This window comes from Microbacterium neimengense (assembly GCF_054782995.1).
On the sequence record NZ_BAAGRK010000015.1, the window covers coordinates 223,088 to 247,388 of the forward strand.

The 24,301-nt window shown below is 69.4% G+C and carries 24 protein-coding genes; 18 read left to right on the forward strand and 6 right to left on the reverse strand.

Features of this window, described 5'->3' with window-relative positions:
• The first annotated feature begins 77 nt into the window (after positions 1-77).
• The 3 genes from ACYVJS_RS11620 to holA are packed head-to-tail and all read left to right on the forward strand — an operon-like array spanning position 78 to position 4,008.
• Positions 78-665 (forward strand): helix-hairpin-helix domain-containing protein, encoded by a 588-nt coding sequence (locus ACYVJS_RS11620; protein ID WP_460740091.1) that lies wholly within the window; start codon positions 78-80, stop codon positions 663-665.
• Positions 665-3,067, forward strand: coding sequence for a ComEC/Rec2 family competence protein (locus tag ACYVJS_RS11625; protein WP_460740092.1), 2,403 nt, complete (start codon positions 665-667; stop codon positions 3,065-3,067). Before ACYVJS_RS11620 ends, ACYVJS_RS11625 begins: the two co-directional genes overlap by 1 nt.
• Positions 2,983-4,008: a DNA polymerase III subunit delta gene (gene holA, locus ACYVJS_RS11630; RefSeq protein ID WP_460740093.1), complete on the forward strand. Its 1,026-nt coding sequence runs from the start codon at positions 2,983-2,985 to the stop codon at positions 4,006-4,008. The genes ACYVJS_RS11625 and holA overlap by 85 nt, the downstream gene beginning before the upstream one ends.
• Positions 4,009-4,072: 64 nt before the next feature.
• Here holA and rpsT read toward each other — a convergent pair whose 3' ends face one another.
• Positions 4,073-4,333, reverse strand: coding sequence for a 30S ribosomal protein S20 (gene rpsT / locus ACYVJS_RS11635; protein WP_137416832.1), 261 nt, complete (start codon positions 4,331-4,333; stop codon positions 4,073-4,075).
• A gap of 117 nt (positions 4,334-4,450) precedes the next feature.
• Positions 4,451-5,188, reverse strand: a complete 738-nt coding sequence (locus tag ACYVJS_RS11640) for an alpha/beta fold hydrolase (protein ID WP_460740094.1) — start codon at positions 5,186-5,188, stop codon at positions 4,451-4,453.
• Between the two features lie 52 nt (positions 5,189-5,240).
• On the opposite strand from ACYVJS_RS11640, the gene lepA reads away from it, so the two are divergent.
• From lepA to hemW, 3 genes are read left to right on the forward strand one after another with little or no spacing between them, the layout of a single operon-like run.
• On the forward strand, positions 5,241-7,085 hold the full coding sequence (lepA, locus tag ACYVJS_RS11645) for a translation elongation factor 4 (protein ID WP_460740095.1): 1,845 nt from the start codon (positions 5,241-5,243) through the stop codon (positions 7,083-7,085).
• Between the two features lie 51 nt (positions 7,086-7,136).
• Positions 7,137-7,787: a DUF1990 family protein gene (locus ACYVJS_RS11650; protein WP_243228001.1), complete on the forward strand. Its 651-nt coding sequence runs from the start codon at positions 7,137-7,139 to the stop codon at positions 7,785-7,787.
• Positions 7,787-9,001 (forward strand): radical SAM family heme chaperone HemW, encoded by a 1,215-nt coding sequence (hemW, locus tag ACYVJS_RS11655; protein ID WP_460740096.1) that lies wholly within the window; start codon positions 7,787-7,789, stop codon positions 8,999-9,001. Before ACYVJS_RS11650 ends, hemW begins: the two co-directional genes overlap by 1 nt.
• A 1-nt stretch (position 9,002) precedes the next feature.
• On the opposite strand, the gene ACYVJS_RS11660 is transcribed toward hemW, so the two are convergent.
• The gene (locus ACYVJS_RS11660; protein WP_460740097.1) at positions 9,003-10,418 is read right to left on the reverse strand and encodes a carboxylesterase/lipase family protein; all 1,416 of its coding nucleotides are present in this window, start codon (positions 10,416-10,418) and stop codon (positions 9,003-9,005) included.
• Positions 10,419-10,519: 101 nt separating this feature from the next.
• Between ACYVJS_RS11660 and hrcA the strand changes: the two genes are divergently transcribed.
• From hrcA to leuA, 9 genes are all read left to right on the forward strand, one after another.
• Positions 10,520-11,557 (forward strand): heat-inducible transcriptional repressor HrcA, encoded by a 1,038-nt coding sequence (gene hrcA, locus ACYVJS_RS11665; RefSeq protein ID WP_460740098.1) that lies wholly within the window; start codon positions 10,520-10,522, stop codon positions 11,555-11,557.
• Between the two features lie 40 nt (positions 11,558-11,597).
• Positions 11,598-12,710, forward strand: coding sequence for a molecular chaperone DnaJ (gene dnaJ, locus ACYVJS_RS11670; RefSeq protein ID WP_460740099.1), 1,113 nt, complete (start codon positions 11,598-11,600; stop codon positions 12,708-12,710).
• 4 nt (positions 12,711-12,714) lie between these two features.
• Entirely contained in the window at positions 12,715-13,452 is a 738-nt protein-coding gene (locus ACYVJS_RS11675; protein WP_460740100.1) for a 16S rRNA (uracil(1498)-N(3))-methyltransferase, read from the forward strand.
• 23 nt (positions 13,453-13,475) lie between these two features.
• Positions 13,476-13,823, forward strand: a complete 348-nt coding sequence (locus tag ACYVJS_RS11680; RefSeq protein ID WP_460740101.1) for an HIT domain-containing protein — start codon at positions 13,476-13,478, stop codon at positions 13,821-13,823.
• A gap of 31 nt (positions 13,824-13,854) precedes the next feature.
• Positions 13,855-14,886 (forward strand): PhoH family protein, encoded by a 1,032-nt coding sequence (locus ACYVJS_RS11685; protein WP_460740809.1) that lies wholly within the window; start codon positions 13,855-13,857, stop codon positions 14,884-14,886.
• Positions 14,883-15,359, forward strand: a complete 477-nt coding sequence (ybeY, locus tag ACYVJS_RS11690; protein WP_460740102.1) for an rRNA maturation RNase YbeY — start codon at positions 14,883-14,885, stop codon at positions 15,357-15,359. Before ACYVJS_RS11685 ends, ybeY begins: the two co-directional genes overlap by 4 nt.
• Positions 15,356-16,666 carry a hemolysin family protein gene (locus ACYVJS_RS11695; RefSeq protein WP_309731869.1) on the forward strand — a complete coding sequence of 437 codons (1,311 nt, stop codon included), beginning with the start codon at positions 15,356-15,358 and terminating at the stop codon, positions 16,664-16,666. The genes ybeY and ACYVJS_RS11695 overlap by 4 nt, the downstream gene beginning before the upstream one ends.
• Positions 16,663-17,559 (forward strand): GTPase Era, encoded by an 897-nt coding sequence (gene era / locus ACYVJS_RS11700; RefSeq protein ID WP_460740103.1) that lies wholly within the window; start codon positions 16,663-16,665, stop codon positions 17,557-17,559. The genes ACYVJS_RS11695 and era overlap by 4 nt, the downstream gene beginning before the upstream one ends.
• 132 nt (positions 17,560-17,691) lie before the next feature.
• Positions 17,692-19,449: a 2-isopropylmalate synthase gene (gene leuA / locus ACYVJS_RS11705; RefSeq protein WP_460740104.1), complete on the forward strand. Its 1,758-nt coding sequence runs from the start codon at positions 17,692-17,694 to the stop codon at positions 19,447-19,449.
• 92 nt (positions 19,450-19,541) lie between these two features.
• Here leuA and ACYVJS_RS11710 read toward each other — a convergent pair whose 3' ends face one another.
• Positions 19,542-20,243, reverse strand: coding sequence for a trimeric intracellular cation channel family protein (locus ACYVJS_RS11710; protein WP_460740105.1), 702 nt, complete (start codon positions 20,241-20,243; stop codon positions 19,542-19,544).
• Positions 20,244-20,278: 35 nt separating this feature from the next.
• Here ACYVJS_RS11710 and recO point away from each other — a divergent pair, with 35 nt between their 5' ends.
• Both recO and ACYVJS_RS11720 read left to right on the forward strand, forming a co-directional pair.
• On the forward strand, positions 20,279-21,007 hold the full coding sequence (gene recO / locus ACYVJS_RS11715; RefSeq protein WP_460740106.1) for a DNA repair protein RecO: 729 nt from the start codon (positions 20,279-20,281) through the stop codon (positions 21,005-21,007).
• Positions 21,004-21,807 (forward strand): isoprenyl transferase, encoded by an 804-nt coding sequence (locus tag ACYVJS_RS11720; RefSeq protein WP_460740107.1) that lies wholly within the window; start codon positions 21,004-21,006, stop codon positions 21,805-21,807. Before recO ends, ACYVJS_RS11720 begins: the two co-directional genes overlap by 4 nt.
• Before the next feature lie 7 nt (positions 21,808-21,814).
• On the opposite strand, the gene ACYVJS_RS11725 is transcribed toward ACYVJS_RS11720, so the two are convergent.
• Positions 21,815-22,915 carry a PIG-L family deacetylase gene (locus ACYVJS_RS11725; protein WP_460740108.1) on the reverse strand — a complete coding sequence of 367 codons (1,101 nt, stop codon included), beginning with the start codon at positions 22,913-22,915 and terminating at the stop codon, positions 21,815-21,817.
• 168 nt (positions 22,916-23,083) lie between these two features.
• Between ACYVJS_RS11725 and ACYVJS_RS11730 the strand changes: the two genes are divergently transcribed.
• Positions 23,084-23,758 (forward strand): DsbA family oxidoreductase, encoded by a 675-nt coding sequence (locus ACYVJS_RS11730; protein WP_460740109.1) that lies wholly within the window; start codon positions 23,084-23,086, stop codon positions 23,756-23,758.
• Between the two features lies 1 nt (position 23,759).
• Here the strand turns inward: ACYVJS_RS11730 and ACYVJS_RS11735 are convergent, their stop codons facing one another.
• Entirely contained in the window at positions 23,760-24,263 is a 504-nt protein-coding gene (locus tag ACYVJS_RS11735; RefSeq protein ID WP_460740110.1) for a glutathione peroxidase, read from the reverse strand.
• Between the last annotated feature and the right edge of the window lie 38 nt (positions 24,264-24,301).

A 24,301-nucleotide genomic window follows, 5' to 3' on the forward strand; every position in this document is an offset into this window, starting at 1 on the left:
GGAGGAACCCCCGCGGTGCATGCACACCGCGGGGGTTCTCCCGTTCGGGCCAGGAGGCGGGTTCCTAGCGTGGGCGTGTGAAGCCCGCATCCGATGCCTCAGAACGTGTGCGCCTGGGGGTCGGCGCCGTCATCGTGCTGGCATTGCTCGTGTTGGCCGTGACGGTGGTGGTGGGGGTGCTTCGGAGTGCGGCGGTCCCCCCGCCGGCGCCGGTGCCGACTCCTACCGCAGCCGCCGAGGTCGCGGAGGTCTACGTGCACGTCTCGGGCGCGGTGGCTGCGCCCGGGCTCTATGTCCTGGCGGCCGGGTCGCGGGTCGCCGACGCGATCTCGGCGGCCGGCGGATTCGGTGAGAACGCCGACACGGCGGCGGTGAACCTCGCCCGACCGCTCAGCGACGGCGAGCAGCTCGTTGTGCTCGAGGTCGGTCAGTCGCCCCCCGCAGGCGCGGCAGGGGGCGAAAGTTCGGACGGCGGCCCGATCAACCTGAACACGGCCGGGGTGGAACAGCTCGACGAACTGCCACGCGTCGGACCGGCCATCGCGCAGCGGATCGTGGACTGGCGGGAGCAGAACGGCCGGTTCACGAGTGTGGACGATCTACTGGGCGTGCCCGGCATCGGCGAGAAGATGCTCGCGGGCCTCCGCGACCTCGTGACGGTGTGATGGACCCGCGCGCCTGGCGGCTCGTGCCCGCTGCTGTTCTCTCTTGGATGGTCGCCGGTTTCGCGATCGGGCAGCCGGAGGCGGCGGCGGTTCTGGCTTTGCTCTGCGGTGGCGGTGCGGTGGTGACCGCGCTGACGGCGACGCTGATCGGGTTACCGGGCCGGAAGCGGATGTGGACTCTCGTGACGCTCGCCCTTCTCCTGGCTGGGATGCCGGCGATGTCGGTGGCCGCGCAGGATCCGTCTCGCGCGGCGGCGATCGAGGTAGGTGACGGACACCAGCTGAGCGGTGAGTTCTCGATCGTCGGCAAGATCGAGGCGACCTCGCTCGGCTTCCGAACGGATGCGGTGGCGATGTCGGTCTCTGCCGGGCGAGAGCCCTTGCCCGCCGGGGTCCCCGTGACGGTTCTGATGTCCGAGCATCCCGACGGGGCCGAGATCGGCGCCGTCGTGCGGATCGAGGGCGCGGCGTTCGCGGCCGATCCCGGAGACCGTGCCGTGCTCGTCGTGCGTGCGGAGCGGGTCGGGCTGGTTCGAGCGCCGGACGGCATCGCGGCCGCATCCGCCTGGCTGCGCGCACGGCTCGGCGCGTCGACGGAAGGGCTGCCCGCACCCGGCGCGGGCCTCATCCCCGGCCTCGCGGTCGGAGACACCGGCGGCGTCGACGCCGAGCTGGAGCAGCAGATGCGCGCCGCATCCCTCACGCACCTCACCGCCGTGTCCGGTGCGAACTGTGCCATCGTGGTCGGGCTCGCCTTCCTCCTCGCGGCCCGGTGCGGTCTCGGTCGCGCGGGGCGCGTGGCCGCCGGACTGTCGGCGCTCGCGGGGTTCGTCGTGCTGGTGACGCCCGAGCCCAGCGTCGTCCGCGCGGCGACGATGTCCGCGATCGCGATGCTCGCGTTGCTGCTCGGACGGCGGGGGAGCGGACTCGCTCTCCTCGCCCTCGCCGTATGCGTGCTGTTGGCTGCCGATCCGTGGCTGGCTCTGTCGCTGGGGTTCGCGCTGTCGGTCGCGGCGACGGGTGCACTGCTCGTGCTGGCGCCGCCACTCGCCCGTGGGCTGGGCAGGTTCCTGCCGGCATCACTCGCTCTCGCGCTGGCCGTGCCTCTGTCGGCGCAGCTCGTGTGCAGCCCTCTCATCGTGCTCGTCAGCCCCGGTGTCGCCGTCTACGGGGTGCCGGCGAACCTTCTCGCAGCACCCGCCGCGCCGGTCGCCACCGTGCTCGGGTTGGCCGCGTGCCTCGCGGGTCCCGTGCCCGTACTGCAAGCGGGGCTGACCGCACTCACGTGGCTGCCGGCGGCGTGGATCGCCGGTATCGCGGGTGCCGTAGACGCGCTACCCGCGCGGACCATTCCGTGGACGGAGGGTCTGCACGGGCTCGTCGGCTTGGTCGTGGTGACGACCGCTGGCACGGTCCTCCTGCTCCCGCCGGGACGAACACGCATCGCTCGCCTCAGCCGCGCACTCTCGGCCGTGATGACCGCAGCCGTTGCGGCGGCACTGGCGGGGATCCTCCTGGTCGATTCCGTCGTCGTTCCGATGACGACGCCGCAGGACTGGAGTATCGCCATGTGCGACGTGGGTCAGGGCGACGCCGTCGTCGTCCGTTCGGCGGGTGCGGTCATGCTCGTCGACACCGGCCCGGAACCCGAGGCGCTCGCGTCCTGTCTCGAGAGGCTCGGGATCGGACGGATCGACCTGCTGGTGCTGACACACTTCGACGCCGACCATGTCGGCGGGCTCGATGGCGTGCCCGACGACGTGGGTCTCCTGCTCCACGGTCCGGCCGACGAGCGCGACACCGCACGAGTCCTCGCGGCCGGCGCGCGGGATGTCGTCGCCGCAGCGGCGGGGATGGGCGGCGCTCTGGGGGCCGCGCGGTGGCGGATCCTGTGGCCGTCTCCGAATGCCGTGACACCGGGCAACGACGCGAGCATCGTCGTGGAGGTCGAGGGCGGCGAGGTGCCGCGCACGCTCATGCTGGGGGACCTCGGTGCCGACGCGCAGCGGGCTCTGCGCGCGAGCGGAGAGCTGAGAGGGCCGTACGACGTCCTCAAGGTCGCGCATCACGGCTCGGCGGATCAGGATGCGGGGCTGCAGCGTCAGATCGCTCCGGCGCTCGCATTGATCGGCGTGGGTGCCGACAACGACTACGGGCACCCGCGGGCGGAGATTCTCGACATCCTGGCAGTTCAGGGCGTGACCGTGGCGCGCACGGATCTGGACGGGCTCATCCTGGTGGGGATGAGCGACGGGCGCACGACACTGTGGCGCGAGCGGGCGGAGGCGGCGTCGGCCGCCCTCGGTAGGCTGGGAGGATGGCAATCCGAAAGTCCACCCCGACGCGCAGTGCGATCCCGCAGCAGTCGTGGCGGACCCCGGAGCCGGCGCCGATCGTGCTGATCTCCGGCCCCGAGGAGGTCTGTGCGGAGCGCGCCACGGCCAGGCTCCGCGACTATCTGCGCGCCGAAGACCCGAGCCTCGAGATCTCCGACATCGACGCCTCCGACTACACGGCCGGAACGATTCTGGCCGTCAGCGCGCCGTCACTGTTCGGCGAGCCGCGACTCGTCCGCATCCGCAGTGTCGAGAAGTGCTCCGACGCGTTCCTCTCGGAAGCCCTGGCCTACCTCGAGAACCCGCAGGAGGGGGCGACGGTCGTGTTGCGTCACACCGGCGCGAGTGTCCGGGGCAAGAAGCTCCTCGAAGCGATCCGTGCCGGATCCGGCGGAGGAGTCGAGGTGGCATGCCCGGCGATCAAACGCGATTCCGACCGCTACGACTTCGCCGCGAGCGAGTTCCGCGAGGCCGGCCGGCGCATCGCGCCCGCTGCACTGCGCGCGCTCGTGGGGGCATTCTCCGACGACCTGACCGAGCTCGCCGCGGCTTGCCAGCAGCTGGTGAACGACGTCGAGGGTGACATCACCGAGCAGATCGTCGAGCGCTACTACGGCGGTCGCGTCGAGACCTCCGCCTTCACCGTGGCCGACACGGCGATCGCCGGCCGCTACGGCGAGGCGCTCCTCGCGCTGCGGCAGGCACTCGACTCTGGCGCCGACCCGGTTCCGATGGTCGCGGCGATCGCGATGAAGCTGCGCACGATGGCGCGCGTCGCCGGGACGCGCGAGCCGTCGCGACAGCTCGCGACCAGACTGGGCATGAAGGATTGGCAGGTCGACCGGGCTCGTCGCGACCTGTCGGGATGGACCCAGGACGCGCTCGGGCTGGCTATCCAGGCCACCGCCCGCGCCGACGCCGAGGTCAAGGGCGCCTCCCGCGATGCCGTGTTCGCGCTCGAACGCCTCGTCACGGTCATCGCCACGCGCGCTCCCTACGCGGCCTGAGTCCTGCCCTCGACAACGACGAAGGCCCGCCGCAACAGCGACGGGCCTTCGAGCAGGAGGCGGCTCAGAGAGCGGAGACCTGCTTCGCGATCGCGGACTTGCGGTTCGCGGCCTGGTTCTTGTGGATGACGCCCTTGCTGACGGCCTTGTCGAGCTTCTTGGTAGCCGTGACGAGCGCCTTCTCGGCGGCGGCCTTGTCGCCGCCGGCGACGGCCTCGCGGGTGCGACGCACCGCGGTCTTCAGCTCGCTCTTGACGGCCTTGTTGCGCTCGTGCGCCTTCTCGTTGGTCTTGTTGCGCTTGATCTGCGACTTGATGTTTGCCACGTGTCGTGAACTTTCGTTTCGGAGTCTGCTCGGAAGTTGCCGGTCAGCGGTAGAGGGGCGCTTCGCGGCGGTCGTGAAGAGCGGGAAAACCCTTCACGCGCAAGCCAAACACCGAGTCTACCAGACCGAGTCCTTCGCGCCCGCCTCGATCGTGGCGACGGCGAGTGCGATGACCGCGTCGAAGACGTCGGGACGCATCGCCGACACGAGGTGGCTCGTGCGGGGGATGACGATGAGTTCCGCGCGGGGCGCGATGCGCTGGAAGAGACGCTCGTTGACGCGCAGCTGATCGTACTGTCCGTTGACGAACCACAGCGGGACGCGGATGCGGGCGAGAGCCGTCAGCACGTCGAGCCGCGCGAGCTGCGCGAGCGCTCCGTCCTGGGCGTCGAGGGCATAACCGCCCGCTCCGAAGTCGGCGCGGGTGTGCTCAGGGAGCGTTCGGGAGAGCACGTACCGGGTCAGCCGCATCCCGCGATCGGGGAGCGCGTCGAAGCCGCGGGCCAACGTTCGGTAGGTGCGCAGTCCCCACCCGCGCGGCACCGCGGTGCAGGATGCGGCGATGAACCCGGCGATCGGCGGGGGATCGGCGCGCCCCGCGTACTCGATGCACAGGAGCCCGCCCATGGAGTGGCCGACCAGCAGAACGGGTCCGCTTTCGGCCGCGACGCGCACGGCACGATCGATCGTCGCGAACGCTTCGTCGAGGGTGAATGGCTCGGCCATGCGTGTGCCGTGACCGGGCAGGTCGATGGCGTTCACGCCGATGCCCGCGGCCGTCAGGCTCTCCCGCTGTGCGCGCCACATCGACGCCGACGTGCGGATCCCGTGCACCAGGACCACCTGCACCGTCATCGCTCCAGCCTAGGCTCGGGCGGGCGGCTGCTCCCCGTAGAATCGACGGAACATGTCACCGCGCGCCCTCAAGCCCCTGCAGCCGTCCGCGACTCCGCCCGAGCTGATCCGCAACTTCTGCATCATCGCCCACATCGACCACGGCAAGTCGACGCTGGCCGACCGGATGCTGCAGATCACCGGCGTCGTCGCCGACCGCGACATGCGCGCGCAGTACCTCGACCGTATGGACATCGAGCGCGAGCGCGGCATCACGATCAAGAGCCAGGCCGTGCGGATGCCGTGGTCGGATGCGAACGGCACGTACGCGCTCAACATGATCGACACCCCGGGTCACGTGGACTTCACCTACGAGGTGAGCCGATCGCTCGCCGCATGCGAGGGTGCAATCCTGCTGGTGGATGCGGCGCAGGGCATCGAGGCGCAGACGCTCGCCAACCTGTACCTCGCGCTCGAGAACGACCTCACGATCATCCCTGTCCTCAACAAGATCGACCTGCCGGCGGCGGATCCCGAGAAGTACGCCGCCGAGCTCGCGGGACTCATCGGCGGCGATCCCGAGGACGTGCTCCGCGTCAGTGGCAAGACGGGCATGGGCGTCGAGGCCCTGCTGGATCGGATCGTCGAGCGGATCCCCGCACCCGTGGGGGACCCCTCGGCTCCGGCGCGCGCGATGATCTTTGACTCGGTCTACGACGCCTACCGCGGCGTGGTGACGTACGTCCGGATGGTCGACGGCAAGCTCGAGCCGCGCGAGCGGATCCAGATGATGTCGACGAAGGCCACTCACGAACTGCTCGAGATCGGCGTCTCCAGCCCCGAACCGGTTCCCACCAAGGGCCTGGGCGTCGGCGAGGTCGGATACCTGATCACGGGTGTGAAGGACGTGCGGCAGTCGAAGGTCGGCGACACGATCACGAACCACCGCAAGCCCGCCACCGACGCTCTTCCCGGTTACACGGACCCCAAGCCCATGGTCTTCTCGGGCATCTACCCGATCGACGGCAGCGACTACGCCGAGCTGCGCGAGGCGCTCGACAAGCTCAAGCTGTCCGATGCGTCGTTGCAGTACGAGCCGGAGACCTCCGTCGCCCTCGGCTTCGGTTTCCGCTGCGGATTCCTGGGGCTCCTGCACCTCGAGATCATCACCGAGCGCCTCTCCCGCGAGTTCGGCCTCGACCTGATCACGACCGCGCCGTCGGTGACGTACGAGGTGATGACGGACACGGGTGAGACGGTCACGGTCACCAACCCGAGCGAGTACCCGGACGGCCGCGTGGCGGAGGTCTCCGAGCCCGTCGTCAAGGTCGGCATTCTGCTGCCCAAGGACTACGTCGGCACCGTCATGGAGCTGTGCCAGTCGCGGCGCGGAACGCTGCTGGGAATGGACTACCTCAGCGAAGACCGCGTGGAGCTGCGCTACAACATGCCGCTCGGCGAGATCGTCTTCGACTTCTTCGATCACCTCAAGAGCCGCACGCAGGGCTACGCGAGCCTGGACTACGAACCCGCCGGTTCGCAAACCGCCGACCTCGTGAAGGTCGACATCCTGCTGCAGGGGGAGAAGGTCGACGCGTTCAGCTCGATCGTGCACCGCGAGAAGGCGTACGCGTACGGCACGATGATGACCGAGCGGCTGCGCAAGCTCATCCCTCGTCAGCAGTTCGAGGTTCCGATCCAGGCTGCCATCGGCGCGCGGATCATCGCGCGCGAGAACATCCGCGCGATCCGCAAGGACGTGCTCGCCAAGTGCTACGGCGGTGACATCACGCGCAAGCGCAAGCTCCTCGAGAAGCAGAAAGAGGGCAAGAAGCGCATGAAGATGGTCGGACGCGTCGAGGTGCCCCAGGAGGCGTTCATCGCCGCGCTGTCGGGTGACGTCGAGACGAAGAAGTAGGGGATTCACATTCGGATCGTGCATCCAGGCCGGCTCGGTACGCTGGAGACCATGCGCCGTGGGACCTTCCGGGACGAGACCGTCGACTACGCCGCCGTCGGGGCGACGCAGGCTCCCGACCTCCTCCAGTACCCGCCGGAGAAGAGCATCCCGGCGCAGGAGTCGTGGAAGCTCGGCAGCGGTGAGGAACGATTCCGCTCTGCGGGCGACGCGCTGCTGTCGTGGCGGGCCCTTCGCGACGGCGGCATCTCGATCGCCGAGGTGCGCCCCGCATCCGACCCGAGCTACTCGGGTGTGTCGTTCGACGACGAGGGTCAGCCGATCGCGCCCAGCCGCCTCGATGCCGACCAGCGCTTCGATGCCGACGGAACGCCGTACGTGGCCGCCGGTTCGTCGGTGCACGTGCGCGGACGCGTCGGCGGCTACCGCGTCGACGCCGAGCTGCGCGTGATCTTCGTGGTCGAGGAGAAGCGTCGTATCGGGTTCGCGCTGGGCACGGTGCGTGACTCGGTGGTGAGCGGTGAGGAGTCGTTCATGATCGAGTGGCGTGGCGACGACGAGGTCTGGTTCACCGTGCGCGCGTTCGACCGCCCGGTGTCGCCGCTGTACCGTCTTCTCCCCGCCCTCGTCCGCCGCCGCCGCCGAGAGCTCTTCGGTCGGTACCTGCGCGCGATCTCGCCCATGTACACGACCCCCGCCTGATGGCCCCATCCGTTCTTCCCGACGGCGACCTCGCGCCCGCCGACGGAGCCCTTCCCGAGGGCACGGTGGTGGATCCCGGCACTGATTTCGGTGTCTACATCCACGTGCCCTATTGCCGTGTGCGCTGCGGTTACTGCGACTTCAATACCTATACGGCCGAGGAACTGCGCGGACACCGACGAGACGACTACCCGGACGACCTCGGCCGCGAGATCGCGTTGGCGACCCGGGTGCTGGCCGATGCACCGCGACCGGCGCAGACGGTGTTCTTCGGCGGCGGCACGCCGACGCTGCTGTCGTCGACGGCGCTGGGTGGGATGCTGCACGCCGTGCGCGAGGGGTTCGGCATCGCCGAGGGCGCCGAGATCACGGTCGAGGCCAACCCCGACTCGGTGACAGACGCGTCCCTCGCGGAACTGGCCCAGGCGGGCGTGACCCGCGTCTCGATCGGCATGCAATCGAGCGTCCCGCACGTGCTCGCCGCGCTCGACCGCACGCATGATCCCGCCAACGTGGCCGCAGCCGTCGCAGGGGCGCGGGCGGCGGGTCTCGATGTGAGCGTCGATCTGATCTACGGCGCGCCGGGGGAGTCTCTGTCCGACTGGCGTGCGTCGGTGGATGCGGCGCTGGCGCTGGAGCCGGATCATCTCTCCGCCTACGCGCTCATCATCGAGGACGGGACGAAGCTCGCCCGCCGCATCCGCTCCGGTGAGGTCCCCGCGCCCGATGACGACCTGCAGGCCGAGATGTACGAGCTCGTCGACGACGCGATGGCGGATGCGGGCTACGACTGGTACGAGGTATCCAATTGGGCGCGCGGCACAGACCACCGCTCACGCCACAACCTCGCCTACTGGCGCGGAACAGACTGGTGGGGGTTCGGTCCGGGCGCGCACAGCCACGTCGCCGGCGTGCGCTGGTGGAACGTGAAGCACCCGGCCGCGTACGCGCAGCGGCTCTCGCTGGGGTCGTCTCCGGCGGCGGCCAGGGAGGTCCCCGACCGAGAGGCCCGTACGCTCGAGCGCATCCTGCTGGAGTCCCGCATCCGTGAGGGGCTGCCGATCGAGGTCGTCCCGACCGACCGACGCAGCGCCGTGGCCGGGCTGATCGCCGACGGCCTGGTGGAGGGGGCGGCCGCACTGCGCGGTCGGATCGTGCTCACGCGTCGTGGCCGGCTCCTCGCCGACGCGGTGGTGCGGGCTCTGACCGACTGAGTCAGCGGGCCAGCGCCGCGAGCACCTGCGCGCGCGGCAGCGGCACGTCCTCGGTCTCGGTGTCGTAGCGGCGCACGAGCGCATCGTCGCGGAACGCCGGCCAGCCGGGATCGCCGGTTTCGGCGAAACGGATCCAGTCGGCGTGCATGCGCGTGGCCAACCCCTGCGGAGCCGCCGTCCCGGCCATCGTGATCGCGCCCTCGTCGCCCAGCGCGTCGAAGACGAAGCCGAGTTCGAGAGCGTGCGCGGCGCGAAGATCGCGCACCGGACTCGCCCAGGCGAATTCGTAGACGAAGGTGGGTGCGCGGCGCGCACGCGCGACCTCGATGGCCGGTTGTCGCACCGCCAGATCCGTCAGGACCTGTCCGATGATCTCTCCCGGAGAGGCGTCGGGAAATGCCGCTCGGTACGCGCGCCACACGCCGCGAGGGAGACGCTTCGCGAGCGCGAGAAGCGCGTAGGTGCCGCGCGAGAGCTTCGCGAAAGCGGCAGGTGTGTCCCAGAGTCGGTACTCGTCGGTGTTCGTGCCGATGATGACCGGGACGTCGGCGTCGACGAGCGCGCGGCGAGGGTTCTCCGGCAACGTCGTCGGATCGATGCTCGCGTTGAAGCCGGGGGCGGCCTTGATGAGTGTCGAGTTCGCCGTCAGCTCATCCCTGGCCGCGACGAGCCGCTGCGGCGAGATCTCGCGGAAGGCCTCCGCGGTGGCGGGGATGCCGAGCCGCCGGGCGATGTCGCGCGCGGGACGGGCGGCGCGCTCGGGCGTCGCAGCGTCGAGGGGTCCCGACTCGATGATGCCTCCCGCGAGGAGCGGGCGCAGGTCCTCGCGGGCCAGGAGCGCGGCGACCACGGCCCCGCCGGCGGACTCGCCGAAGATCGTGATCCGCGACGGATCGCCGCCGAAGCGCGCGATGTTGCGATGCGTCCACCGCAGCGCCTCGGCGGCATCGGCGAGCCCGATGTTGCGCGGCGCATCGGACAGGACCGAGAACCCCTCGGTCCCCAGCCGGTAGTTCGCCGAGACGAAGACGACGCCATCGCGCGCGAACGGGCTGCCGTCGTACGTGCTGATCGCCGCCGTGCCGCGCTCGAGCGCTCCACCGTGGAACCAGAGCATGACCGCGGCGCCGTCCGCGTTCTCGGGTCGCCACACGTTGACGGTCAGGATGTCGTCCCCGGGGATGATCGTCGAGGGGAGGAGCTTGCCGATCTCGCCCGGGTAGGGCGACTGAGGCGATGTGGGACCGAACGCCGTGCCCTCGCGCACACCGTCCCACGCCGCTGCCGGCTCGGGGAGGGCGAATCGCCGCGCGCCGACCGGCGGTTCGGCATAGGGGATGCCGAGGTAGCGCTCGATCCCCTCGGAGCGGGTCCCGGAAACGGCTCCGGTCTCGGTGTGGACGACAGGATGCGGCATAGGACCTCCTCTCGCGAGTCTACGGGTGCCTTCCGGAGACTCACGGCTCGAGCGCGCTAGAATTGGCACTCCCAGACCTCGAGTGCCAGGAGGGAGTGCGCATGGTCAGCGATCGGGGACTCGACGTGCTTCGAGCGATCGTCCAGGACTACGTCGAGACGCGTGAACCCGTCGGCAGCAAGTCGATCGTCGAACGTCACTCGTTCGGCGTGTCCGCGGCGACGATCCGCAACGACATGGCGCTGCTCGAGGACGAGGAGCTCATCACCGCACCGCACACCTCGTCCGGCCGGGTGCCGACCGACAAGGGCTACCGCGTCTTCGTGAACCACCTCGCCGAGCTGCGCCCGCTCACGAGCGCCCAGCGCTCGGCGATCACGGCGTTCCTCGGGGCCCCGGCGGACTTGGACGACATGCTCGGACGGACGGTCCGCGCTCTGACCCAGCTCACCGGGCAGGTCGCGCTCGTGCAGTACCCGTCGTTCGAGCGTGCGAGCATCACGCACGTCGAGCTCGTCCACCTCGGCGGTTCGCGTCTGGTCGTCGTGCTCGTCACCGACACCGGTCGGGTGTCGCAGCGACTGATGGCGGCGCCCGAGCCGCTCGAGGAGACGGATGTGGCGACGCTCCGCGCGCAGGTGTCGGTCCTCGTGACCGGGCGACCGGTGCGCGAGGGGACGCAGCGCGTCGCCCAGGCTCTCGCCGAGACGCTGACCGACAGCCGCGCCGATCGCGCCCTCGGGGCGCTCCTGCGTACGGTCGGCGAGGAGCTCGACGAGTTCCGCCAGGATCGGCTCGTGATGGCGGGAACGGCCAACCTCGCTCGTGCGGAGGGCGACTTCCGCGGCAGCATCTACCCGCTGTTGGAAGCGATCGAGGAGCAGGTCACCCTGCTCCGTCTGATGGGGGAGATGGTGGCCGACGCGCAGGGGCTCGCAGCATCCATCGGACGCGAGAACGAGGCGTTCGGACTCGTCGAGGCTTCCGTGGTGGCCAGTGATTACGACACGACCGGAGGGCAGGCGCGCGTGGGCGTGCTCGGCCCCACTCGGATGGACTACTCCAGCAACCTCGCGGCCGTCCGCGCCGTGGCTCACTACCTGAGCCGTCTGCTGGAAGAAGACGAACGCGCGCGCTGAGCGCGAGACGATTCCGCGTCACGCGGACGGGAAGGCTGAAGTGGCAGACCACTACGAAGTACTCGGGGTGCCCCGCGACGCATCGCAGGACGACATCAAGAAGGCGTACCGCAAGCTCGCGCGTCAGCTGCATCCCGATGTGAACCCCGGCGAGGATGCGGCGGAGCGGTTCAAGCTCGTCACGCACGCCTACGACGTGCTGAGCGACAGCGAGCAGCGTCGTCGGTACGACATGGGCGGCGACAGCGGTGGATTCGGCGGCGCCCAGGGCTTCGGCGGGTTCAGCGACATCTTCGACACATTCTTCGGCGGCGGAAGCGGGGCGGGGCGCGTGCGTCCGCGCTCGCGCACCGAGCGAGGCCAGGACGCCCTCGTGCGCGTGACGCTCGAGCTGCGGGAAGTGATCTTCGGGGCTCATCGCGACATCGAGGTGGACACCGCCGTGCTGTGCGAGACGTGCGAGGGCGGGTGTTGCCAGCCGGGTACGTCGCCCGTCACATGCGACATCTGTCACGGCAGCGGCCACGTGCAGCGCACGGTCCGCAGCCTTCTCGGCAACGTCGTCACGAATCAGCCGTGCGCCACGTGTCAGGGCTACGGCACGACGATCCCGTATCCCTGCGCGACCTGCCAGGGCCAGGGGCGGGTACGCGCGCGGCGCACCGTCTCGGTGGACATCCCGGCGGGCGTCGAGACGGGCCTTCGGCTGCAGCTTCCCGGCTCCGGCGAGGTGGGCCCCGCGGGCGGCCCCCATGGCGACCTGTACCTGGAGATCACGGTGGCCGCCGACGAGGTCTTCAGCCGCGACGGCGACGATCTGCTCGCAACCCTCGACGTCTCGATGCCCGACGCGATCCTCGGAACAACCACGCGGATCGAGGCGTTGGACGGGCCCGTCGACCTGGAGCTGCGCGCCGGGGTCCAGGCCGGCGACGTGCTGACGATCAAGGGACGCGGCATCACGCCGTTGCGCGGCAACCAGCGCGGCGACCTCAAGATCGGCGTCCACGTGGTCACCCCGACCCGTCTGGACCACAAGGAGCGGGCTCTCATCGAGGAGTTCGCCAAGAAGACCAAGGCGCCTGCTCCCCGCCTGTCCGAGTTCCAGCAGGGCCTGTTCGCCAAGCTCCGCGACCGCTTCCGCAACGGGTGATCCGGTGGCGCTGCACTTCCTCCTCGACGACGCCTCCGACGCGCAGCCCGGCCGCACGGTCATGCTGACCGGAGCCGAGGCGCACCACGCCGCCACGGTGCGGCGCGTGCGCGTCGGCGAGGAGGTCACGATCGGTGACGGACGAGGCGTCTGGGCGACCGGAACGTGCGTCAGCGTCGCGCCGCGCGAAGTGGCGGTCGAGATCGGTCGGCGCGAGGACGTCCCGGCCCCGGCGCCGCGCCTTGTCCTCGTCCAAGCGCTGGCGAAGGGCGACCGCGACGAGATGGCGGTGCAGGCGGCGACGGAGCTCGGCGTCGCCGAGGTCGTGCCGTGGCAGGCCGCCCGCAGCGTCTCGCGCTGGGATGCCGTCAAGGCGGTCAAGGGCCGCGCCCGCTGGACGCAGATCGTCCGCGAAGCGGCCAAGCAGGCGCACCGCGCGTGGGTGCCGGACGTGAGTGAGGTGCGCACGAGCGCGCAGATCGCACAGCGCGCCGCGGTCGCCCCGACGCTCGTGCTGGAGCCCGGCGCATCCGAATCGCTCAGCACCAGGATGCGGGAGCTGCGCGACGCGCCTGAGATCCTGCTGGTCGTGGGGCCCGAGGGCGGGATCGATGCTGCGGAGCTCGAGACGTTCGCCGCAGCGGGCGCGCACCCGGTCCGGCTCGGCGCCGGAGTGCTCCGCACCTCCACCGCGGGACCCGCCGCCCTGGCCGCCATCGAAGCTCTCCTGGGTCGGTGGTGAACGCGCGCGCATAGACTGGAGGAATGAGCGAGCCGACCGTGTTCACCCGCATCCTGCAGGGCGAGATCCCCGCGGAGATCCTCGCCGAGACCGAGCGCGTCTTCGTCATCCGTGACATCGCGCCGCAGGCTGCGGTCCATCTCCTGGTGATCCCGAAGACCCCTGAGTACCGCGATGTCGTGTCGCTCGCGGCGCACGCGCCCGATCTGCTCGCCGAGATGGTCGAGGTCGCAGGCAAGGCAGCTGCGGAGCACGCGGACGGCGACTTCCGCCTCGTCTTCAACTCCGGCGCCGGCGCCGGTCAGACCGTCTTCCACGTACATGCGCACGTTCTCGCCGGCAACCTGTCGGAGGGGAGTGTCGGTGCCTGACCAGCCCCAACCCGAAGCCGTCGAGAAGCTGATGGCAGACGGCATCGCCATGGTGCAGCTTCTCGGACCGCAGGACCGCCTCCTGCGCGTCGTCGAGCGCGAGCATCCGGATGTCGACGTGCACGTGCGCGGGAACGAGATCACCCTCTCCGGATCTGCCGCCGATGTCGCGGCGGCCAAGACGCTCGTGGAGGAGCTGCTGGTGATGACGCGCCGTGGGCAGGACCTGGGTCCCGCCGACGTCGCATCGTCACGCCGCATCCTCGACGCGGACGGCGGGATGCGCCCGTCCGAGGTCATGGGCGAGGCGATCCTGTCGTCACGCGGCAAGGTCATCCGCCCGAAGACGCTGGGGCAGAAGGCCTATGTCGACGCCATCGAGGACAACACGATCGTCTTCGGCATCGGTCCCGCCGGAACCGGCAAGACCTACCTGGCGATGGCCAAGGCCGTCCAGGCGCTGCAGCGCAAAGAGGTCAGCCGCATCATCCTCAGCCGTCCGGCGATCGAGGCGGGCGAGCGTCTCGGGTTCCTCCCCGGCTCGCTGACCGACAAGATCGATCCGTACCTGCGTCCGCTCTACGACGCCCTCAACGAGATGCTCGACCCCGAACTCGTCCCCAAGCTCATGGCCAGCGGGACCATCGAGGTGGCGCCGCTCGCCTACATGCGCGGGCGGACGCTCAACGACTCCTTCGTCGTTCTCGACGAGGCGCAGAACACCACCCCCGAGCAGATGAAGATGTTCCTCACCCGCCTCGGGTTCGGAACACGCATGGTCGTCACCGGCGATATCACGCAGATCGACCTGCCGCAGGGCGCCTCCGGCCTGCGCCTCGTGACGCGGGTGCTCAAGGACATCGACAACATCCACTTCTCGTACCTCACCAGCGACGACGTGGTGCGCCACACCCTCGTCGGCAAGATCGTCGACGCCTACACCGAGTTCGACGAGCGACGTCTCGCGTCCCGGCGCGAACGGGATGAGGCCAGCGAGCTCGCCAATCGCGCCCAGCGGCGCGGCGGTGCGCGAGACCACCTTCCGAAGCGAGGACGCTCATGACGATCGAGATCACCAACGAGTCCGGCATCGACGTCGACGAAACTGTGCTGCTGCGACTCATGGAGAACAACTTCTCCGAGCTGCACATCAGCCCGGATGCGGACGTGGCGATCCTCTTGGTCGACGAGGGCGCCATGGAGGCGCTTCACGTGCAGTGGATGGACGAGCCGGGGCCGACCGACGTGCTGAGCTTCCCGATGGACGAGCTGCGGCCCGGTTCCGAAGAGGCCCCGACGCCTCCCGGTCTCCTGGGCGACATCGTCCTGTGCCCGCAGGTCGCCGAGACCCAGGCACGCGAGGCGAAGCCGCCGCATCCGATGCAGGACGAGCTGATCATGCTCACCACGCACGGGCTGCTGCACCTGCTCGGCTTCGATCACGCCGAGCCGGATGACGCGGCCGAGATGTTCGGTCTGCAGCGCGATCTCATCGTCGCCTTCACCCTCGCCGAGCGGCGCAGGGCGCGAGGATGACCGCTGCTCTGCTGTTGACCGCGGCCGTTCTGCTCATCGCGTTCGGCGCTCTCATGGCCGCGATCGACGCGGCGTTCGGTGTCACCTCGCGTCAGGACCTCGTCGATCTCTCGGGGTCCGGGCGCAACGCCGTACCGCTCGGTCGCATCAGCGCCGACCCGGAGGCGCACGCCAACGCGGTGGCCTTCATCCGTGTGCTGGCGGAGACAGGTGCCGCGGTGCTCGTGACCGCCGCGTTCGACCAGCTGTTCGACAACGTCTGGTGGGCGATCCTCGCGGCCGTCGTGCTCATGACGGGCCTCTCTTTCGTGGCTGTCGGCGTCAGCCCCCGCTCGGTGGGCCGCCGTCACGCAGAGGGCCTGCTGCGTGGAGCCGCGCCCGTCATCCGGGGCGTGCGCATCCTTCTCGGCCCGCTCGCGCACGGCCTTGTTGCGTTGAGCAGCCGGGTGACTCCCGGCGGTGCGCGCGGAGCCTCGTTCGACACCGAGGAGCAGCTCCTCAGCATGGTCGACGAAGCGGCCATGCACGACCTCATCGAGGAGGACGACCGCGAGCTCATCCACTCGGTCTTCGAGTTCACGGGCACCTACGTGCGCGCGGTCATGGTGCCGCGCACCGACCTCGTCACACTCGCTGAGGATGACACGGCGCGAGAGGCGCTACGGATCTTCCTGGACACCGGCGTCTCCCGCATCCCCGTCCTCACCGCCGACGGCGAGGACGTCAGCGGCATCCTCTACCTCAAGGACCTCGTGCGCCGCGCCTTCCGCGACGAGCAGGACTGGGGTGCGCAGTCGGTGGCACAGCTGGCCCGCGTCCCGGTCTTCGTCCCCGAGTCGATGCGCGTCGAGCCGCTGCTGCAGCAGATGCAGCGCGACGCGGTGCACGTGTGCATGGTCGTCGACGAGTACGGCGGCATCGCGGGCCTCGTGACCCTCGAGGACGTCATCGAGGAGCTCGTGGGCGAGATCGCCGACGAGTACGACGCGCCGGCGACCGAGGTCGTCGAGCTCGGTCCCGATCGCTATCGTGTGAGCGCCCGTCTCGGTCTGGATGCGGTCGGCGAGCTGTTCGGCCTCGAGCTCGACGACGACGAGGTCGACTCCATCGGCGGGCTCCTGGGCAAGGTGCTGGGCCGGGTTCCGCAACCCGGCGCGAGTGTCACGTACGAAGGGCTCAACCTCACAGGCGGGGCCTCGCGAGGTCGCGGGCGCGGTCTCGCGACGGTCCTGGTCGAGCGCGCCCCGGAACCGCAGACGGACACCCGGACGGGCTCGATCCCCGTGCCGGTGAAGGGAGAACGATGACCGACGAGCACCGCAGCGGCTTCGTGACATTCGTGGGTCGCCCGAACGTCGGTAAGTCGACGCTCACTAACGCGCTCGTGGGCGAGAAGATCGCCATCACGAGCGAGAAGCCGCAGACGACGCGTCGCGCCATCCGCGGCATCGTCAACCGGCCCGCCGGTCAGCTCGTCGTCGTCGACACGCCCGGACTGCACCGCCCCCGCACCCTGCTCGGCCAGCGCCTGAACGATCTGGTCGAGGACGTGCTCGGCGACGTCGACGTGATCGCGTTCTGCGCGCCCGCGACCGAGAAGGTCGGGCCCGGCGACCGCCGCATCGCGGAGTCGCTGAACGGCTACCCCCGGGCACGGAAGGTCGCCGTGGTCACGAAGACGGATGCCGCATCCCGCGAGCAGATCACCGAACGGCTCATCGAGGTGGATTCTCTCCGCGAGGATTGGGACGCCGTCATCCCGCTCTCGGCGTTGACGGGGGAGCAGCTGGGGGTTCTCTCCGACGAGTTGCTCGCCCTCATGCCCACCGGTCCTGCGCTGTATGACGCGGACGTGGTGACGGATGAGACCACGGAGGACCGGATCGCCGAGATCATCCGCGAGGCCGCCCTGGGTGATGCGCGCGAGGAGCTCCCGCACTCCATCGCGGTGGTCGTTCAAGACATCGCCGAGCGCGAGGACTCCGATCTCACCGATGTGTTCGCCGACATCGTCGTCGAACGCGACAGCCAGAAGGCGATCATCATCGGACGCAAGGGTCAGCGTCTGCGTGACGTCGGCGCCGCCGCACGAGCCGGGATCGAGCAGCTCCTCGGGCGCCGGGTATACCTGTCGCTTCACGTGCGCGTCGCCAAGGAATGGCAGCGCGACCCGAAGCAGCTCGGTCGCCTGGGCTTCTGAGGCGCCGGGTGTAAGCTGTCCGCATGCGCGCGGCCGTGCTTCTCCTTAGTCGCCGCGACGAGACCTCGATCTAGGGCCCTTCTCGTCGCGGAGCTCGTCGACGGCCCGCATCATCCGACGAGGAAAGCAGCCATGGAGAACACTCAGAAGCCGTCCGGCATGCCGACGCACAAGTATCGTCCGTTCCACGAGCAGATCCGCGTGGACCTGCCCGATCGCACCTGGCCTGCGAAGCGCATCACCGAGGCTCCGCGCTGGTGCGCGGTCGACCTGCGCGACGGCAACCAGGCGCTCATCGACCCGATGAGCCCCGAGCGCAAGCGTGTCATGTTCGACCTGCTCGTGCGCATGGGCTACAAGGAGATCGAAGTCGGCTTCCCGAGCGCGAGCCAGACCGACTTCGACTTCGTGCGGGAGCTGATCGAGAAGAACCTCATCCCCGAAGACGTCACCATCCAGGTGCTGACGCAGGCGCGACAGCACCTGATCGAGCGCACCTACGAGGCGATCGCCGGCGCCAAGCAGGCGATCGTGCATCTGTACAACTCCACGAGCGTGCTGCAGCGCGAGGTCGTTTTCCGCACCGACAAGCAGGGCATCATCGACATCGCGCTCGAGGGCGCGCGGCTGTGCCGCGAGTACGAGAAGCGCATCCCCGAGACGGCGGTGTACTACGAGTACTCGCCCGAGAGCTACACGGGCACCGAGCTCGAGTTCGCGGCCGAGATCTGCAACGCCGTGCTCGAGATTCTGGAGCCGACGCCCGAGCGCAAGGTCATCATCAACCTGCCCGCCACGGTCGAGATGGCCACCCCGAACGTCTATGCCGACTCGATCGAGTGGATGGGGCGCAACCTCAACCACCGCGAGAACGTCATCATCTCGCTGCATCCGCACAACGACCGCGGTACGGCCGTCGCCGCGGCGGAGCTGGGCTACATGGCCGGTGCCGACCGCATCGAGGGCTGCCTGTTCGGCAATGGGGAGCGCACGGGCAACGTCGACCTGGTCGCCCTGGGCATCAACCTCTTCACGCAGGGCATCGACCCGCAGATCGACTTCAGCGACATCGATCAGATCAAGCGCACGGCCGAGTACTGCAACCAGCTGCCGGTTCCCGAGCGTAGCCCCTGGGCCGGCGACCTCGTCTTCACGGCTTTCAGCGGCTCGCACCAGGACGCCATCAAGAAGGGCTTCGAGGCGATGGCTGCCGAGGCCGCGTCGCGCGGTGTCTCGGTCGATGAGATCGAGTGGGCTGTGCCGTACCTCCCCATCGACCCGAAGGATCTGGGGCGCTCCTACGAAGCGGTCATCCGCGTGAACTCGCAGTCGGGCAAGGGCGGGGTGGCATACCTGCTCAAGACCGACCACGCGCTGGATCTGCCCCGCAAGCTCCAGATCGAGTTCTCGGGTGTCGTGCAGGCCAAGACCGACGCCGAGGGCGGAGAGGTCACGAGCGACCAGATCTGGTCGGTGTTCTCGGACGAGTACCTGCCGTCCGAGTCCGACGACGCACGGTGGGGCCGTTTCGAGCTGCTCGGCACGCGCACCTCGAGCGAGATGACCGGCGACGTCGAGCTGAACGTGCGGCTGCGCGACGGTGACACGGTCGAAGACGCTGTCGGCAACGGCAACGGACCTATCGCGGCCTTCCTCGAGGTGCTGCGTTCCCGCGGCTTCGACATCTCGCTGTACGACTACGTCGAGCACACGATGAGCGCAGGCGGCGACGCGCAGGCGGCGGCCTACGTCGAGCTGCAGGTCGACGGCGAGCGCCTGTGGGGCGTCGGCATCGACGGCGACATCTCGACGGCGAGCCTCAAGGCGGTCGTCTCGAGCGTGAACCGGGCGATCCGCACCCGCGAGCGCGAGCTGGTCGCCAGCGCCTGATCCCGCATCCCCACGACCGCGAGACTGCATTCCCCGCACGAGATCACGGGTAATACCCGTGATCTCGTGGAGAAAGTGCAGTCTCGCGGTGGTTACTCGGGCTCGGCGGCGGGGCGCACGATCGGGATCGCGGCGGTCTCCACCGCGACCTTGCGGCGGTACAGCATCCGCTGCTCCGGGAGAGACAGGTCGAAGATCACGGCGAGGATGCGGATGATGGTCGTCACCGCGATGCCGACGATCGCCGCGACGACGAGGTTGACGCCGAACGCGTCGAGCGTCGCGAGCACGACACAGCCGGCGGCAGCGGCCACGGCGTAGAGCGATCCCACGTGCATGATGGCCACCGGCAGGCCCATGATGACGTCACGAAGCACTCCGCCGCCCACAGCGGCACAGACGCCGACGAAGACGGCGGGCACGACCGGGAGCCCCAGGGCGAGGGCCTTGCTCGTGCCGAAGGCGCCGAAGAGCCCGATGACGAGAGCATCGAGCGAGACGATGACCCGGTTCAGACGCTGGAACAGGCCCGCCAGCAGCATGCCGATGAGGGATGCGGCCATGGCCGTGAGCAGGTACCAGTCGCTCTGCAGGGTGGCGGGAGCGACCCCGAGCAGGAGGTCGCGGATCAGACCCCCGCCCATACCGAACAGGATGCCGATGATGGCGACGCCGAGCAGGTCGAGGCGGCGCTGTCCGCGGAAGCCGGATGCGAAGAGCGCACCCTGGACTCCTCCGAGGGCGACGGCGGTGAGATCGGCCCAGAGAGGGATCACGAAGAGCGGCTCGGTCACGCATCCATTGTCTCTGCTCCGCGGGATAATCGAGTGTGCCCACCTATCGCGACGAAGTCGTGGTCCTGCGCACCCACAAGCTGGGTGAGGCGGATCGGATCGTCACCATGCTCGGGCGGCGCACCGGCAAGATCCGCGCCGTGGCAAAGGGCGTGCGCCGCACGTCGTCCCGGCTGGGCGCGAGGCTGGAACCGTTCATGGTCGCCGACGTTCAGCTGTACGCGGGTCGCTCGCTCGACATCGTCCAGCAGGCAGAGTCGCTGGGCACCTACGGTGCCGACATCGCCGGTGATTACGACAGCTACACCGCCGCAAGCGCGATGGCTGAGACGGCCGACCGGCTCGGCGACGCGGAGGCGTCCGCATCGCACTATCTGCTGCTGGTGGGCGGCCTACGCGCTCTCGCTCGCGCCGATCATGCGCCGCGCAGCATCCTCGATTCCTACCTCCTGCGCGCTCTCGCCCTCTCGGGGTGGGCACCCGGTCTCGACGACTGCGCCCGGTGCGGTGCGCCGGGCCCGCATAACGCGTTCGTCGCACAGGCCGGAGGCATGGTGTGCCCCGCCTGCGCGCCCGCGGGATCCGCGCGCGTCGACATCGAGACCACGGGCCATCTCCGTGCGCTGCTGACCGGTGACTGGGCCTGCGTGGACGCCGCGACCGAGCGCACGCACGCTTCCGCCTCCGGGCTCGTCGCCGCATACGCGCAGTGGCACCTCGAGCGCAGCATCCGATCCCTGTCCCATGTGGAAAGAGCCCGATGAGTCCGAAGCCCTACACGCACCGGGATGCGGTGCCGTATCGACCCGTCGATTGGACTGGTGAGTACCCGCCCGCCTACCAGCGCGGCACGGTTCCCCGTCACGTGGCGATCGTGATGGACGGCAACGGACGGTGGGCGAACGCCCGCGGACTCACGCGCGTCGAGGGGCACAAGGCGGGTGAGGCGGCGCTCCTGGATGTGGTCGCCGGCGCGATTCAGGCCGGCGTGACCCATCTGTCGGTCTACGCGTTCTCGACGGAGAACTGGAGTCGTTCGCCCGACGAGGTGCGATTCCTGATGGGCTTCAACCGCGACGTGCTGCACCGTCGCCGTGACCAGCTCAACGAGTGGGGCGTGCGGGTGCGGTGGGCCGGACGCAAACCGCGGCTGTGGGGCTCGGTGATCAAGGAGCTCCAGTACGCCGAAGAGCTCACGCGCGACAACACGGTGCTGACTCTGACCATGTGCGTGAACTACGGCGGTCGAGTCGAGCTGGTCGACGCGATGCGATCCATCGCGGACGATGTCGCCGCGGGGCGTCTGCGACCTTCGGCCGTCACGGAGAAGCTCGTGCAGCGTCGGCTCTACCAGCCGGATATGCCGGACGTGGACCTGTTCGTCCGCTCCAGCGGCGAGCAGCGGACCTCGAACTTCCTGCTGTGGGAGTCCGCCTACGCCGAGTTCGTGTTCCTCGACACCCTCTGGCCTGACTTCGGCCGCCGTGATCTGTGGCGGGCGATCGACCTGTACCTGGGCCGGGATCGCCGCTTCGGCGGGGCGGTCGACGCGCCGCGGGCGTGACGCGGGCTCAGCCGATGCCGAGCTCCGCGTCCGTCTTCGGATAGGAGCGCTGCAACCACGCGCCGAATCCCTTGCGGGCGAGGCAGGCGGTGTTGTCGGCGCAGGCGATCACCGGGTCCTCCTTCGCGTAGATGCGGTACGTGTCGACCTTGTGGGTGAGGACCTCGCCGCTGAGATTGACGGGCAGATTCTGCGACGGATACCCCACGAAGTATCTGATGGCGTCGGCCGGATAGCCGACACTCTGCGCCGCCGCCCGCACGATCGCTCCCGTCGCGCCGTGGTCGGGATGATCCCCCTGCGTCAAGGGAGAGTTCGCGGGGACATGGGTGAACAGCCGGGTGGGCGCCCAGGCCGTGATCGCCTCGGCGACGGTCTGCTGCAACACGGCCGCGCTGAGCGGCGGGCCGCCGTCGATGGGAGCCAGCGCAGGGATCGCGCCGGACTCGAGCTGCGGGATGCTCCCGTGGCCGGTGGCGACGAATCCGCCCGCGTCAAGACCGCCGTCAGGGAGGCGCAGGAACGCGACGCTGAGTTTGGGGTCGCCCTGCCGGCAGAAGATCGTGACATGCGCGCCGGACAGCGTGGTCACGCTGGTCTCGTCCCAGAATGCCTGCGCGCCGCGCATGGTGTTGTACGCCCGGAGGATACCGAGCTCGCGCGAACGCGAGTAGTTCGTTCCCTTGCCGGCGTCGCCGGCGGTGAGATAGAGCGTGCGGACGCATTCGCCGTTGCTCACGGCCTCTTGTAGCGACGGGTTCGCGAAGATCAGGTCGTCGTCCTGGTGCGCCCATACCGACATCAGGGTCGTGGTGTCACAGGGAAGCGCCAGCGGAGAGGTCGGTGCGGCAGGGGGCGGCGGCGGAACATCGGGTGTCTGCACCGGCGTGGGCAAGGGTGCCGGGTCCGGTGAGTGGACCAGCGTGGGTGACGAGCTGGGTGTCTGTTCGGCCGCGAACGGGAAGGACGGCGGCAGCTGCGGCAGGATCACGGCCGCCGCGGTGGTCGCGCCCACAGCGAGGATGGCGATGAGCGAGCTCACCCAGACGATGGTGCGGCGACGTCGTCGTGCGTGGCGCGCGTCACGCGCCGGGGTTCGGGTCCCCACGTGCTTTCCCCATGTTGCTCAGGTGCCGGCATACCCCCACGGCAGCCTTCAGCAGTCTCGCACAGCGGGCCTCTTTTGCGCGGTCATTCTTCACACCTTCTCAGCGTTTGTCGCTCCCGGTCGCCGGGGCATCGGAATAGTGCGGGCCGAGCCGCCGTTGCTCCTGTCATGACAGACCCGATTCGTATCGACGTGTGGAGTGACATCGCGTGCCCGTGGTGTTACATCGGTAAGCGCAATCTCGAGGCCGGATTGAAGGCCACCGCGGATGACGAGGACGCCCCGCGGGTGGAAGTGACCTTCCACTCGTACGAGCTCTCGCCCGACACGCCGGTCGATTTCCACGGCAACGAGGTCGACTTCCTGGCGGAGTACAAGGGGATGCCGCACGACCAGGTTCGGCAGATGCTCGATCGTGTCACCGGCGTCGCAGCCGAGGCGGGGCTGGACTACCACTTCGAGAGGCTCCAGCACACGAACACGGTGCTCGCGCATCAGCTGCTGCACTTCGCCAAGGAGCAGGGCCTGCAGCGGGAGATGACGGAGCGCCTGATGGCCGCCTACTTCGTGGAAGGACACCACGTGGGTCGGATCGACGACCTCGTGACGCTGGCGGCCGAGGTGGGTCTGGATGCGGATGCGGCGCGCGAGGCGCTGGAGAGCGACCGGTACCTCGAAGCCGTTGAGGCGGACAAGGCGCAGGCCACGGCGTACGGTATCAACGCCGTGCCGTTCTTCGTCATCGACGAACGCTACGGGGTGAGCGGAGCGCAGCCGCCCGAGGCATTCGCGCAGATCGCCCGCCAGGTGTGGGCGGAGCGACAGGGCGCCGAGACGGCCTGACTCAGGCGGGCAGGTTCCGCTCGATGACCTCGACGATCGCCGGATCGTCAGGCTTGACCGTCGGGCGGAACCGGTGCACGTCTCCGGCAGGGGTGAGCACGAACTTCTCGAAGTTCCAGAGGATCGGGCCGTGCTTGCCCTCTTCGTCCTTCGCGCGCTTCAGCGCCTTGTAGAGGGGAGCGGCGCCGGGACCATTGACCTTCACCTTGTCGTTCACGGGGAACGTCACCCCCCACGTCATCGAGCAGTACTCGAGGATCTCCTCGACGGACCCCGGTTCCTGACCCATGAACTGGTTGCAGGGGAACCCGAGGACGGTGAAGCCTCGCTCGCCGTACGTGCGCTGCAACTCCTCGAGCTGCTCATACTGCGGAGCCAGGCCGCAACGTGAGGCGACGTTGACGATCAGGAGGACGTTCTGTCCGTACTCGGCGAGGGTCTTCTGGGTGCCGTCGGCGGCGGTGAAGGGGATGCTGCGGAGGTCTTCGGCGGTGGTCGCGCTCATGAGCCTTACAGTACGCCGCCGCGCGCCCCGTCGGTCTG